The 13,318-nt window shown below is 72.1% G+C and carries 12 protein-coding genes; 4 read left to right on the top strand and 8 right to left on the bottom strand.

What is annotated here, in order from left to right:
• Positions 1–12: 12 nt before the first annotated feature.
• On the bottom strand, positions 13–621 hold the full coding sequence (locus tag ABD191_RS10715; RefSeq protein ID WP_344079489.1) for a malonic semialdehyde reductase: 609 nt from the start codon (positions 619–621) through the stop codon (positions 13–15).
• 138 nt (positions 622–759) lie between these two features.
• Between ABD191_RS10715 and ABD191_RS10710 the strand changes: the two genes are divergently transcribed.
• The 4 genes from ABD191_RS10710 (at position 760) to ABD191_RS10695 (ending at position 4,221) form a co-directional block, all read left to right on the top strand.
• Complete coding sequence (locus ABD191_RS10710) at positions 760–1,923, top strand: PQQ-dependent sugar dehydrogenase (protein WP_344079486.1); 1,164 nt, start codon at positions 760–762, stop codon at positions 1,921–1,923.
• Positions 1,924–2,035: 112 nt separating this feature from the next.
• Positions 2,036–3,625, top strand: coding sequence for a metallophosphoesterase (locus ABD191_RS10705; RefSeq protein ID WP_344079483.1), 1,590 nt, complete (start codon positions 2,036–2,038; stop codon positions 3,623–3,625).
• 33 nt (positions 3,626–3,658) lie between these two features.
• On the top strand, positions 3,659–3,940 hold the full coding sequence (locus tag ABD191_RS10700) for a type II toxin-antitoxin system Phd/YefM family antitoxin (protein WP_344079480.1): 282 nt from the start codon (positions 3,659–3,661) through the stop codon (positions 3,938–3,940).
• Positions 3,937–4,221 (top strand): type II toxin-antitoxin system RelE family toxin, encoded by a 285-nt coding sequence (locus ABD191_RS10695; protein WP_344079477.1) that lies wholly within the window; start codon positions 3,937–3,939, stop codon positions 4,219–4,221. Before ABD191_RS10700 ends, ABD191_RS10695 begins: the two co-directional genes overlap by 4 nt.
• 45 nt (positions 4,222–4,266) lie before the next feature.
• On the opposite strand, the gene gatB is transcribed toward ABD191_RS10695, so the two are convergent.
• The 7 genes from gatB to ABD191_RS10660 form a co-directional block, all read right to left on the bottom strand.
• The gene (gene gatB, locus ABD191_RS10690; protein WP_344079474.1) at positions 4,267–5,760 is read right to left on the bottom strand and encodes an Asp-tRNA(Asn)/Glu-tRNA(Gln) amidotransferase subunit GatB; all 1,494 of its coding nucleotides are present in this window, start codon (positions 5,758–5,760) and stop codon (positions 4,267–4,269) included.
• Positions 5,757–7,241 (bottom strand): Asp-tRNA(Asn)/Glu-tRNA(Gln) amidotransferase subunit GatA, encoded by a 1,485-nt coding sequence (gene gatA / locus ABD191_RS10685; RefSeq protein ID WP_344079471.1) that lies wholly within the window; start codon positions 7,239–7,241, stop codon positions 5,757–5,759. Before gatA ends, gatB begins: the two co-directional genes overlap by 4 nt.
• Positions 7,238–7,537: an Asp-tRNA(Asn)/Glu-tRNA(Gln) amidotransferase subunit GatC gene (gatC, locus tag ABD191_RS10680; protein ID WP_344079468.1), complete on the bottom strand. Its 300-nt coding sequence runs from the start codon at positions 7,535–7,537 to the stop codon at positions 7,238–7,240. Before gatC ends, gatA begins: the two co-directional genes overlap by 4 nt.
• 41 nt (positions 7,538–7,578) lie before the next feature.
• Positions 7,579–8,940, bottom strand: coding sequence for a putative bifunctional diguanylate cyclase/phosphodiesterase (locus ABD191_RS10675; RefSeq protein WP_344079465.1), 1,362 nt, complete (start codon positions 8,938–8,940; stop codon positions 7,579–7,581).
• Positions 8,941–9,646: 706 nt separating this feature from the next.
• Entirely contained in the window at positions 9,647–11,791 is a 2,145-nt protein-coding gene (gene ligA, locus ABD191_RS10670; protein ID WP_344079602.1) for an NAD-dependent DNA ligase LigA, read from the bottom strand.
• A 143-nt stretch (positions 11,792–11,934) separates the two neighbouring features.
• On the bottom strand, positions 11,935–12,924 hold the full coding sequence (locus ABD191_RS10665) for an ADP-ribosylglycohydrolase family protein (RefSeq protein ID WP_344079462.1): 990 nt from the start codon (positions 12,922–12,924) through the stop codon (positions 11,935–11,937).
• Between the two features lie 22 nt (positions 12,925–12,946).
• A complete protein-coding gene (locus tag ABD191_RS10660; RefSeq protein ID WP_344079459.1) occupies positions 12,947–13,306 on the bottom strand; it encodes a VOC family protein in 360 nt (119 codons plus the stop codon).
• Positions 13,307–13,318 lie beyond the last annotated feature (12 nt).

Genomic DNA, 13,318 nt, shown 5'->3' with positions numbered 1-13,318 from the left:
GCCGCCACGGACTCAGACGGTCGTCACGACCTCGTCGTACGCCAGCCGGGGCAGGCGGTCGCGCCACGCGTCCGCGGCGGGGCGGCCGATGTTGACCACGGCCACGACCCGGTGCTCGCCGTCGGGGAAGAAGTCCGCGTTGATGCCGGCGGCGTCGTAGCCGCCCATCGGGCCGGCGGCCAGCCCGGCCGCGCGGATGGCGAGGATGAGGAAGCCGAGCTGGATGGCGGCGTTGAAGCGCGCCGAGTTCTCCCGCGCGTGCGGGTCGGCGAACAGCTCCCGCGCGCCGGGCGCGTGCGGGAAGACGCGCGGCAGCTCGTCGTGGAAGCGGGTGTCGGCGGCCACGATCGCGACCAGCGGCGCGGCCGCGGTCTTGTCCCTGTTGCCCGGGGCCATGTGCCCCACCAGCCGGGCCCGCGCCTCCTCGGAACGGACGAGCACCAGCCGCAGCGGTTGCTGGTTCATGGCGGTGGGCGCGTACTTGGCCAGGTCGTAGATGGCGCGGACGTGGTCGTCGGTGACCGGCTCGTCCGTGAAGGCGTTGGCCGTCCGGGCTTCGCGGAACAGCAGGTCCGCGGCGTCCGGACTGAGGTGAAGGCGGTCGATCGCGGGTGCCGTCATGGCGCTCTCCTTAGCGTATGCGCAGCTCAGAGCCGGTCCAGCGGGCATAACGTTGTCTAAGCAATTATTGTTTCAGCAAGGAAGGTGACGGTCACCACCGAGTGGCGCCCACGTGGCAGGCCTCGCTACTGTCGGGCGATGAGGGCCACTCCCCCGCCTCGACGCCTCGCCGCCGCACTCGCCGCCGCGGCGCTCACCGCAGGCCTGCTCGCCGGCTGCAGCTTCGGCGAACCGGACGACACCACCGGAGGCGGCCCGCCCAACCTGCCCAAGCCGACACCCAGCACCGGCGGCGACAGCGGCACCGAGACGGCCGCCACCGTGCTGGCCAAGGGCCTCGAGGTGCCCTGGGCGATCGCCTTCCTCCCGGACGGCGCCGCGCTGGTCACCGAGCGCGACAGCCGGCGCATCCTGAAGGTCGGCCCCAAGTCGGACGCCAACGGGCTGGTGGTCGAACCCGTCCAGACGATCGAGGACGCCCGGCCGTCCGGCGAGGGCGGCCTGCTCGGCATCGCCGTCTCACCGAAGTACAAGACCGACAAGACCGTGTACGTCTACTACACCGCCGAGACGGACAACCGCATCGCGAAACTGACCCTCGGCGGCACCCCCACCCCGATCGTCACCGGCATCCCCAAGGCCGGCAACCACAACGGCGGCGGCCTCGCGTTCGGGCCCGACGGCTTCCTCTACGCGGCCACGGGCGACGCCGCGCAGACCAGCCGCTCGCAGGACCGGGCCGACCTCGGCGGCAAGATCCTGCGGATGACGCCGGACGGCAAGCCGGCGCCCGGCAACCCGTTCCCGAACTCGCTCGTCTGGTCGTACGGGCACCGCAACGTGCAGGGCCTGGCCTTCGACGCGAAGGGGCGCCTCTACGCCACCGAGTTCGGGCAGAACACGTGGGACGAGGTCAACCAGATCACCAAGGGCAAGAACTACGGTTGGCCGATCGTCGAGGGCAACGGCGGCAGGAAGGAGTACGTCGACCCGATCGCGGCCTGGCACACCGACGAGGCCTCGTGCTCCGGCGCGGCGATCGTGACCACCACCTTCGTGGCCGCCTGCCTGCGCGGCGAGCGCCTGTGGCTGCTCCGGCTCACAGACACGGGCGCCGTTCTCGGCGCCCCGACCGCAGCCCTGGAGGGCAAGTACGGGCGCCTGCGCGCCGCCGCGGCCGCACCCGACGGCTCTTTGTGGATCACCACATCGAACCGGGACGGCCGGGGCGACCCGGCGGCCGACGACGACCGCATCGTGCGCATCGTGCTCTCCGGCAACGGCGGCGTCAGCAAGGCGTAAACCTGCCCGGACGGCCGGGTGCCCGGCGCCGCGCGGGTGAAGCTGGCCACCGCCCGGTTCGAGCCGGGCGCGGCCTCACCGCCCCGTCATCTCGGTGAGGTAAGGATGAATGGTGCGACCGTTGCCCCGTACCCGTCGGATTGTCACGACCGGGACCACCGCGCTGGCCGCAGCGACCCGCCAGGCCCGACGGCTGGGCTACCGGGTGCGCGACGACGCGCCGCGGTGGTGGTCCTCGCGCGCCGCGCGGCGGACCCGCTCGGCGGTCGCCCTCCTCGCGGTCACCATCATCGGCGCCGCGCTCGGCACGCTGCTGCTGGCCAACGTCCGCCAGGACGTGGGCCCGTTCCAGGCGGACTTCAGGATCACCCCCACGCTGCACGGCGGTACGGAGGTGCGGCTGCCACCGCTGGGCTCGCTCACCCTGCGCAGCCACAGCGGCCCGGCCCACCTGGAGATCGACCTCGCCGCGCTCGACGAGGGGCGCACCCGCGAGCTGGTCACCCAGCCCAACGCCATCAACCGGGCCAGCGCCGACGCCGTCACCGACGTGACGCAGGGGTTGCGGCGCGTCGCGCTGCAGTTCGCGGGCGCGGCCGTGCTCGGCGCGATGCTGGCCGCCCTGATCGTGTTCCGGTCGACCCGCCGCGCGGCCGCGGCCGGCGGGCTGGCCCTCCTGCTCACAGCGGCCAGCCTCGGCACGGCCGGGGCGACGTTCAGCCGGTCGGCGCTGGCCGAGCCGACGTACCGGGGGCTGCTCGGCAACGCGCAGACCGTCGTCGGTGACGCCGACCGCATCGCCAGCCGGTACGGGGAGTACACGGCCCAGCTGCAGAAGATGGTCACCAACGTCAGCCGGCTCTACGCGACCATCACCAACCTGCCGGTGTACGAGCCGGCCGACGGCACGATCCGCGTCCTGCACATCTCCGACATGCACCTCAATCCGGCCGGCTGGTCGGTCGTGCGTACGGTGGTCGAGCAGTTCCACATCGACGTCGTCGTGGACACGGGCGACATGGTCGACTGGGGCAGCGAGCCGGAGGCGTCGTTCGTCGACGCGATCGGCGGCCTGGGCGTGCCGTACGTGTACGTGCGGGGCAACCACGACTCGGCCACCACGCAGGCGGCCGTGGCCCGCCAGCGCAACGCGATCGTGCTCGACAACAAGGTCGAGACCGTGGCCGGGCTGACCTTCGCCGGCATCGGCGACCCGCGCTTCACCCCGGACAAGTCCGAGGGGGAGCCAGCGGACCCCAACGACCCGTACGAGCGCGCCGGCGTGCAGGCCGTCGGCATCCAGCTCGCGAAGACGATCGCCGAATCACCGCAGCCGGTGAACGTCGCGTTGGTCCACGATCCGGCGATGGCCGCCCCCCTGGCGGGGCTCGTGCCCCTCGTGCTCGCCGGGCACCGCCACCACCGCGAGATCGTCACGGAGCCCGGCCCGGTCGGCGCCCCGTACCCGCAGACCACCGTCATGATCGAGGGCTCGACCGGCGGCGCCGGCCTGCGCGGCCTGGACACCGGAACGCCGCTGCCCTTGGAGCTGTCCGTGCTCTACTTCGGCGGCGAGAACCGTCAACTACAGGCGTACGACGAGATCAGCGTCGGCGGCACGGGCCTGTCCGAGGTCCAGCTCGAACGCCACCTGGCCGGTACGGACACCGAACCGGAACCCACCACCACGCCGACCCGGTAGTCGTCGTGCGGGATTCTGGTCATACTTATGACTATGACGACGTTACCGTTGGCTGAGGTGAAGGCACACCTGTCCGAGCTGGTGGGCCGCGTGCACGACCACCATGAGCGGGTCACCGTGACGGTCCACGGGCACGCGTCCGCCGTGCTGGTCTCGGTCGAGGATCTGGAACAGCTTGAGGAGACGCTGCGGATCCTGAGCGATCCGGCCACTATGCGCCGGCTGGCCGACTCTGACGCCGAACTTGCCCGGGGCGAGGCCGTCTCCGCCGATGAACTGGGCGAGGCCATGCGACGCAGGCGCCGCGGCGAGTGAACGCGCCCGTACCGCCGGCATACACGCTCCGCACAACCCCGACCGTCCGCCGCGCCCTGACGGACCGTCTACCCGAAGCCGTCGCAGCCGCGGCGTACGAGTTCATGACGGGCCCCCTGATCCGGGAGCCGTACCGCGTCGGCAAACAGCTACTGCCACCGCTGCAGGATCGCTTCAGCGCCCGCAGGGGCACGTACCGGATCCTCTACCGGATCGACGAGGCGACACGGACCGTCACGGTCGTCGATGTCGACCATCGGAGCGACATCTACCACCGCTGAGGCCGCGTCCTGGTGCCGGCACGGGCACCAGGACGACATGGCTGCTCAGCTGAGCCGGAAGATGATCAGTTCGCGGACGGTCTTGGCGTCGGCCTGACCCCGGGTGGCCTTCATGACCGCCCCGATGAGCACGCCGGCCGCCTCGACCTTGCCGGAGCGGATCTTGTCGGCGATGGCCGGGTTCGCGGCGATCGCCTCGTCCACGGCCTTCTCCAGGGCCCCGGTGTCGGAGACGACCTCCAACCCGCGCGCCGCCATGATCGCGGCCGGGTCGCCCTCGCCCGCGAGCACGCCCTCCAGCACGGTACGCGCCAGCTTGTCGTTGAGCTTGCCCTCGTCGACCAGGCCCTGCAACTGGGCGACCTGGGCCGGGGTGACGCTCATCGCCGACAGCTCCACGCCGGCCTCGTTCGCCCGCCGGGCCAGCTCGCCGAGCCACCACTTGCGCGCGCCGTCGGCGCTCGTACCCGCCGCGACCGCCGCCTCGATCAGCTCCACGGCGCCGGCGTTGACGATGGCCTGCATCTCGGCGTCCGCGAGGCCCCACGCCTCCTGCAGTCGCTTGCGGTGCGCCCGCGGCGGCTCGGGCAGGGCGGCCTTCAGCTCCGCGACCCACGCCGGGTCCGGCGCGAGGGGCACGAGGTCGGGCTCCGGGAAGTACCGGTAGTCGGTCGCCGTCTCCTTGCTGCGACCCGACGTGGTCTCGCCGGTGTCCTCGTGGAAGTGGCGCGTCTCCTGAGTGATCTTCCCGCCTGCGTCGAGCACGTTGGCCTGCCGGATGATCTCCGATCGGACGGCCCGCTCCACGCTGCGCAGCGAGTTGACGTTCTTGGTCTCCGTACGGGTGCCCCATGGCTCGCCCGGCCGCGACAGGGACGTGTTGACGTCGCAGCGCATCGAGCCCTGCTCCATGCGCACGTCGGAGACGCCCAGCGAGCGGATCACGTCGCGCAGCTCCGTCACGTACGCCTTGGCGACCTGCGGCGCCCTGGCCCCCGTGCCGACGACCGGCTTGGTGACGATCTCCACCAGCGGGATGCCGGCCCGGTTGTAGTCCACCAGCGACTCGGTCGCGCCGTGGATGCGGCCCGTGGCGCCGCCCACGTGCAGGGTCTTGCCGGTGTCCTCCTCCAGGTGCACGCGCTCGATCTCCACCCGGACGATCTCGCCGTCGACGTCGACGTCGAGCCACCCGTCGACGCACAGCGGCTCGTCGTACTGGCTGATCTGGAAGTTCTTCGGCATGTCCGGGTAGAAGTAGTTCTTGCGCGCGAACCGGCACCACGTGGCGATGGAGCAGTTGAGCGCCAGGCCGATGCGGATGGTCGCCTCGATGGCCGCCTTGTTCGCCACCGGCAGCGCGCCGGGCAGCGCCAGGCACACGGGGCACACCTGGGTGTTGGGCTCCGCGCCGAACTCCGTCGGGCAGCCGCAGAACATCTTGGTCGCGGTGCCCAGCTCGACGTGCGTCTCCAGGCCGATGACCGGCTCGAAACGCTCGATCGCGTCGTCGTAGGTCAGCATCGCCACGGTCGTCATGACAGCTCCAGTTCCGGCGGGGTGAGCGTGCCGAGGGCGGACTCCAGCGCGGCGCCGACCCGGTACATGCGGTCGTCGGCCAGCGTCGGCGCCATGATCTGGAAGCCGACCGGCAGGCCCTCCGACAGTCCACACGGGACGGAGATGGCCGGGCCGCCGTACAGGTTCGTCGGGATCGTGTAGAGGTCCGCGAGATACATCTGGTACGGGTCGGACGTGCGCGACCCGAACGGGAACGCCACGAACGGCGTGGTCGGCGAGACCAGCACGTCGACCTTCTCGAACGCGCTGGTGAAGTCGCGGGTGATAAGCGTGCGCACCTTCTGCGCCTGCCCGTAGTAGGCGTCGTAGTACCCGGACGACAGCGCGTACGTGCCGATGATGATGCGGCGCTTCACCTCGGGGCCGAAGCCGGCCTCGCGGGTGAGCGACATGACCTCCTCCAGCGACCGGTTGCCGTCGTCGCCGACGCGCAGGCCGTAGCGCACGCCGTCGAAGCGGGCCAGATTCGAGGAGCACTCGCTCGGCGCGATCAGGTAGTACGCGGGCAGCGCGTACAGGAAGTGGGGGCAGCTGACCTCGACGACCTCGGCGCCCAGCTTGACCAGGGCGTCCACGGAGTCGCGGAAGGCGGCCATGACGCCCGGTTCGGCGCCCTCGCCGGCGAACTCCTTGACGAGGCCGAGCTTGACGCCCGTGAGATCGCCGGTCTTTCCCTGCCGGGCCGCGGCGACCACGTCGGGCACGGGCGCGTCGATGGAGGTGCTGTCGCGCGGGTCGTGACCGGCGATCACCGCGTGCAGCAGGGCGGCGTCCTCGACCGTACGGGCGCACGGGCCGGGCGTGTCCAGCGAGCTGGAGAACGCGACCAGGCCGTAGCGGGATGTGCCGCCGTAGGTCGGCTTGGCGCCCACCGTGCCGGTGACGGCGCCCGGCTGGCGGATCGAGCCGCCCGTGTCCGTGCCGATCGACAGCGGCGCCTCATAGGCGGCCAGCGCGGCGGCCGAGCCACCCCCGGAACCGCCCGGGATGCGGCCCAGGTCCCACGGGTTGTTCGTCGGCCCGTACGCGGAGTACTCCGTGGACGAGCCCATGGCGAACTCGTCCATGTTCGTCTTGCCGAGCATCACCATGCCCGCGCCGTTGATCCGCTCCATGAGGGTGGCGTCGTACGGCGGCCGCCAGCCCTCAAGGATCTTCGAGGCGCAGGTGGTCGGCACGCCCTTGGTGGCGATGACGTCCTTGATCGCGATCGGCACCCCGGCCAGCGGGCCCAGTTCCTCCCCGGCCGCGCGCGCCCGGTCGATATCGCGGGCTTTCTGGATCGCGTTGTCGCCGTCGACGTGCAGGAAGGCGTGCACCTTGCCGTCGACCTCGGCGATGCGGTCCAGGTGGGCGCGGGTGACCTCCTCGGCGGACAGGTCACCGCTGCCGAGGTGGCGACTGAGGTCCGCGGCGGTCAGCCTGGTCGCGTCGGTCACGCTTCCTCCTCCAGAATCCGGGGTACGCGGAAGCGCTGCTCCGCGGCGTCCGGTGCGCCGGACAGCGCCTCATCCGGGCCCAGCCCGGGCACCACGACGTCCTCGCGCAGCACGTTGGTCAGCGGCACGGAGTGCGACGTCGGCGGGATGTCATCCGCGGCGACCTCGCCGACCCGGGCCACCGACTGCAGGATCACGTCCAGCTGGCCGGCGAACCGGTCCAGCTCCTCGTCGGTGACGGCGAGCCGCGACAGGCGCGCGAGGTGCGCGACCTCCTCGCGGGAGATGGCGGCCATGATGCCCCCTAGGACCTGGTTCAGATTGCGTCGCGGTGAGTCTATTTGGCGTCGTATCCGGTCCCGTCGGCGGCCACCGGCCGGCGGGCCGCGTCGTAGCGGATCAACCACTCCGGCAGCGCCGCGGCCGGCATCGGAGCGGCGAACAGCCAGCCCTGGGCCAGCCCGCAGCCCGCCTCGACGAGCATCCGGCGGGTCCGGTCGTCCTCGACGCCCTCCGCGACGACGCGCAGTCCCAGCTCGCCGCCCAGCCGGACGACCGCCCGCGCCACGGCCGCGTCCCGCGGGTCGGTCGCCATGCCGAGCACGAAGGACCGGTCCATCTTGACCTCGCTCAACGGCAACCGCCGCAGGTGCCGCAGCGACGAGTACCCGGTGCCGAAGTCGTCCAGCGACAGCGCCACCCCGAGCCGGTCCAGCCGGTGCACGGCGGTCACGGCGCCCGGCGGGTCGATCATCAACGCGCTCTCGGTGATCTCGATCTGCAGCTGGCCGGCCGGGAGGTCATGCGCCCGCAGCAGGTCCGCGATGCTCTCGACCAGCCCGGGATGGTGCAGGTCGCGCGCGCTGACGTTGACGGACATCCGGGGCGCGAGGCCGGCCGCGCGCCAGGCCGCCGCCTGCGCGACCGCGTCGGCCAGCACCCGGTCGGTGACCTGCCGCATCACGGCCGTCCGCTCGGCCAGGGCCACCAGGTTCGCCGGCTGGATGTGACCCCGCCGCGGATGGCGCCACCGCAGCAGCGCCTCGACCCCGACCACCCGGCCGGTGGCCAGCTCCACCTGTGGCTGGTAGTGCAGGCAGAGCTCATCGTCGCGCCGGCCGAGGGCCGCCCGCAGGTCGGCGAGCAGCGCCAGCCGGGCGGCGGAGTGATGATCGGCCCGGGGCGAGTAGACCGCCACCCCCGACCCCGACCGGGCCTGCGCCATCGCGGTGTCCGCGTGCCGCATGAGCGTCTGCGCGTCGCTGCCGTGCTCCGGGTACCACGCCAGCCCGATCGCCGCGCTCACCTCCAACGCCAGCCCGTCGAGCAGTACCGGCTCGGCCAGCAACCGCTCCACCTGCCCGGCCCGCTCCAGCGACGGCCGCCCCCGCGACGTCCCGTCGCCGCTCACCATGATCGCGAACGCCGCGCCGTCCAGTCGTGTGATCAGGTCGTCGGACGGCAGGTTCTCCCGCAGGCGCCGCGCCACGGCCGCGAGCAGCCGATCCCCGGCCGCGTGCCCCAACGACTCCACGACCTCCCGGAAAAGATCAAGATCAAGGACGAGTACGCCGTCGAGCCCGTCGCCGCGCCCGACCGCCCCGAAGAACGTCCGACGGTCGGGCAACCCCGTCACGGGGTCGGTGCCCGCAAGAGAGCGCTCCTGCCAGCGCAACCGTCGTACCGCTTCCCGGATCACACCATCACGCTATGCGTTGGATGCACCTTTTAGAGTGATCGGCGCCCTTCGCAATCAATCCGAGACGCTCCGCGCCAGCGCACCGGAAAGTCGCCCGCCCGCGACAGTCACCCGCGACGGGCGAGCACCCGCCCGGCACAGCCCTCGCCAAAGGCACGACATTGGCGACCCCCGCCGCCCCCCACCTCACCAAAAGCACGACTTTGGCGACCCCAGCCGCCCCCCACCTAACCAAAGGCACGACTTTGGCGAACGCAGCGGCCACCGAGCCCGCCAAAAGCACGACTTTGGCGAACGCAGCGCACGCCAGCCCGCCAAAAGCACGACTTTGGCGACCCCGCCGCCCCCCACCTCACCAAAAGCACGACATTGGCGAACGCAGCGGCCACCGAGCCCGCCAAAAGCACGACTTTGGCGACCCCCGCCGCCCCCCACCTCACCAAAAGCACGACATTGGCGAACGCAGCGGCCGCCCATCTCACCAAAAGCACGACTTTGGCGAACGCAGCGCCCGCCAGGCCGCCAAAAGCACGACTTTGGCGAAGATCGCCCGCAGGCACCCGCCACAGCCGCGCGTTTCGTGAGGAGTTCAGGTTGGCCGCCAGCGCGTGGATGATCTTGGTGGCGGCTGACCTCAGCGCCTCGCCTGCCGCATCAGTGCGGGCGAGGGCTCGGACCAGCCATCACGGGCTGCCGTGGGGACGGGTTAGCGCTGCTCGGGAGCGCTCGCGGCCTGGCGGGCCGCGTCGGGGCCGTCGGCGAGGAGGACGGCGAAGCCGGCGTCATCGAGGGTCGGCACCCCCAGTGACAGGGCCTTGTCGTACTTCGAGCCGGGATTGTCGCCCACCACCACGAAGCTCGTCTTCTTCGAGACCGAACCGGCGACCTTGCCGCCGCGGGCGGTGACCGCCTCGGCGGCCTCCTCGCGGGTGTAGTCCGCCAAGGTGCCCGTGATGACGGCCGTGATCCCGGCGAGCGTCTGGGGAAGCTGCTCGGACGGCGGCCTGGGCTCGTCCTGCATGCGCACCCCGGCGGCGCGCCACTTCGCGACGATCTCGCGGTGCCAGTCGACCGCGAACCACTCCTTGAGCGACTCGGCGATCTCGGGGCCGACGCCTTCGACGGAGGAAAGCTCCTCGACGCTCGCCGCCTCGATGGCGTCGAGCGAGCGGAAGTGGTCGGCCAGCGCCTGGGCGGCCGTGGGGCCCACGTGGCGGATGGACAGCGACACGAGCACCCGCCACAGGGGGCGCTGCTTGGCGGCCTCGATGAAGCCGAGCATCTTGACCGCGTTGGCCGACAGGGTGCCCTTCTTCGTCACGAAGAACGGCGACGCGGCGAGCCGTGCCTCGTCCAGAGAGAACAGGTCGCCCTCGTCGGCGATCACCTTGGCGTCGAGCAGCGCCACGGCCGCCTTCAGACCGAGCAGCTCGATGTCGAAGCCGCCGCGCCCGGCCGCGTGGAAGACGCGCTCGCGCAGCTGCGCCGGGCAGTACCGGGTGTTGGGGCAACGGATGTCGACATCGCCCTCCTTGGCGGGGGCGAGCGGCGACCCGCACTCGGGGCACTCGGTCGGCATGACGAACGGCCGCTCGGCGCCGGTGCGCTTCTCCTGCACGGCGCCGACGATCTCGGGGATCACGTCGCCGGCCCGGCGCACGATGACCGTGTCGCCGATGAGCACGCCGCGCCGCACGACGTCGGACGCGTTGTGCAGCGTGGCGTTCGTGACCGTCACGCCGCCCACGTAGACGGGCTCCAGCACGGCGAACGGGGTCACCCGGCCGGTGCGACCCACGTTGACCTCGATGTCGCGCATGACCGTGGTCGCCGTCTCCGGCGGGTACTTGAAGGCGATCGCCCAGCGCGGCGCCTTGCTGGTGTTGCCGAGCCGCCGCTGGACGGCCACGTCGTCGACCTTGACGACGACGCCGTCGATCTCGTGCTCGACATCGTGACGGTGCTCGGCGTAGTAGCCGATGTACCCGCGCACGGCCGCCACGTCCGGCAGCACCCGCCACCGGTCGGACGTCGGCAGGCCCCACGCCTTGAGCTGCTCGTACGCCGTTGACTGGCGGGCCGGCTCGAAGCCCGAACGCGCGCCGACGCCGTGCACGACCAGGCGCAGCGGCCGGGTCGCGGTGACCCGGGGGTCCTTCTGCCGCAGGCTGCCCGCCGCCGCGTTGCGCGGGTTGACGAACGGCGACCTGCCCTGCGCGATCATGGCCTCGTTGACCTGGGCGAAGGCCTCCACCGTGAAGAAGATCTCGCCGCGCACCTCCAGCAGGTCGGGCACGCCCGCGCCCGTGAGCCGCTTGGGCACGTCGGCGATCGTGCGCACGTTGAGGGTGACGTCCTCCCCCGTCCGCCCGTCGCCGCGAGTCGCGGCCCGCACCAGCCGACCCTGTTCGTACGTCAGGTTGATGGCGAGGCCGTCCACCTTGAGCTCGCAGAGGAAATCGACCTCGCCGGCGTCGCGGCGGATCCGGTCGGCCCACGCGGTGAACTCGTCGTCGTTGAGGGCGTTGTCGAGGCTCAGCATGCGCTCCGCGTGGGGCACTGCCGCGAAGTCCGTCGAGTACGTCCCGCCGACCCGCTGGGTCGGGGAGTCCGCCGTGCGCAGCGTCGGGTACGCGTCCTCGATGCCCTCCAGCTCGCGCATCAGCGCGTCGTACTCCGCATCGCCCACGGTCGGCGCGTCGAGGATGTAGTAGCGGTACTGGTGTTCGTCGATCTCGACGACCAGCTCGGAGTGCCGTTCGCGCACGGTCGCCGGCGGCTCGGCCACCGTCACCGGGGCGCCCGCGGCCACCTCGGCGGGCAGTTCCGCCCGGTCGGCCGCCTCGGCCATCCCGGCCCCGTCGTGGGGAACAGTGCCGCCGTCCTCCGTGCCGCGCCGTGCCATCCGGCTCGCCTCCCGTTCGCGTGCCGCGCGGCCGTTCTCACCACCGCGCCGAGACCATCATGCCGCCTGGGTACGACGAAACGGGCTGGTCAGTCCCAGGCCTCGCCGAATCCGCGCAGCCGCTGCGCGTACTCGATGCGGGTGTCCCAACCGGCCGGCCAGACCGCCATGCCATGGGCGGCGCCCAGGAACGCGCCCGCCAGCGCGGCGATGGAGTCCGAGTCGCCGGAACTCGCCGCCGCGCGGCCGAGGGCGGCCACTGGGTCGTCGGGGTAGAGCAGCGCGCAGTGCAGCGCCGTGGCGAGCGCCTCCTCGGCGATCCAGCCCTCCCCGGTGGCCAGGCACGGGTCGGCGGACCGGTCGGGGGCCGCCAGCGCCGCGTCGAGCCTGTCGAGGACCGCCAGGCACTCGGCCCACCCTCGGCCGATGTAGTCGTCCGGGGTGCTGGCGCCGGGCCGCTCCCACAGGTCGCCGAGCCACTCCGCGCGGTAGACACCGCGCTGCCCCTCGGCCCGCTCGCGCAGCAGCGCGGGCACGTCGGCGAGCGCCGCGCCGTCGCGCAGCACGCGCACGGCGTACGCGGTCAGTTCGCTCGCCGCCAGGGCGGTCGGGTGCCCGTGCGTCATGCCGGCCTGCAGTTGCGCCAGGCCGGCGAGGGTGTCGTCGTCGATGTCGCGCAGCAGGCCCACGGGGGTGACCCGCATGTTCGCGCCGCAGCCCTTGGAGCCGGGCACGGTGGCGTGCTGCCACCGGTGCCCGTCCTCGAGCGCCGCGACCGCGCGCAGGCAGGTCATGCCCGGGGCGCGGTCGTTGTCGGGCGAGTGGGCCCAGGCGATGAACGCCGAGCGCCACAGGGGCTCGACCACGTCGGGCGCCCACGATCCGGCGGCCAGCAGGCCGTCGGCGACCGCGAGCGCCATCTGCGTGTCGTCCGTGACGAGCGCGGGATCGCCCGCCAGCTCGCGCGGGCCGCCGGGACCGTAGCGCCGCTCGATCTCGACCAGGTCGAGGAACTCGGTCGGCTTGCCCAGCGCGTCGCCGTACGCCAGTCCGAAGAGACTTCCGCTCGCCCGCCTCATGCGCGCGACGTTACGCGATCGATCACTCGTAGCAGAAACAGAACGGGTGGCCCGCCGGGTCCGCGTACACCGTGAAGTTATCGCCGCCGCCGGGCAGCTTGGTGGCGCCCAGGGCGAGCACCTTCGCCTCCGCCGCCGGCAGGTCGGCCCGCTCGATGTCGATGTCGAGGTGGACCTGTTGGGGGTGCTTGGCGTCGGGCCACTGCGGGGGCACGTGGTCGGGGGCGAGCTGAAAAGCCAGGTGCGGCGTCTCGTCACCGGCGAGCGTGACCCAGTCGTCCTCGACACGCGTGATCGGCTTGCCGAGGAGCTGCGAGTAGAACTCGGCGAGCGCCTTCGGGTCCGGACAGTCCAGGACGATCACGGAGAGTTTTCCAATCATGCCCACGACTCT

The sequence above is a fragment of the Luedemannella helvata genome (assembly GCF_039528415.1).
In the GTDB taxonomy this organism is placed as follows: domain Bacteria; phylum Actinomycetota; class Actinomycetes; order Mycobacteriales; family Micromonosporaceae; genus Luedemannella; species Luedemannella helvata.
Note: the sequence above shows the minus strand (reverse complement) of the source record. Positions and strands in the feature narration are given on the sequence as shown.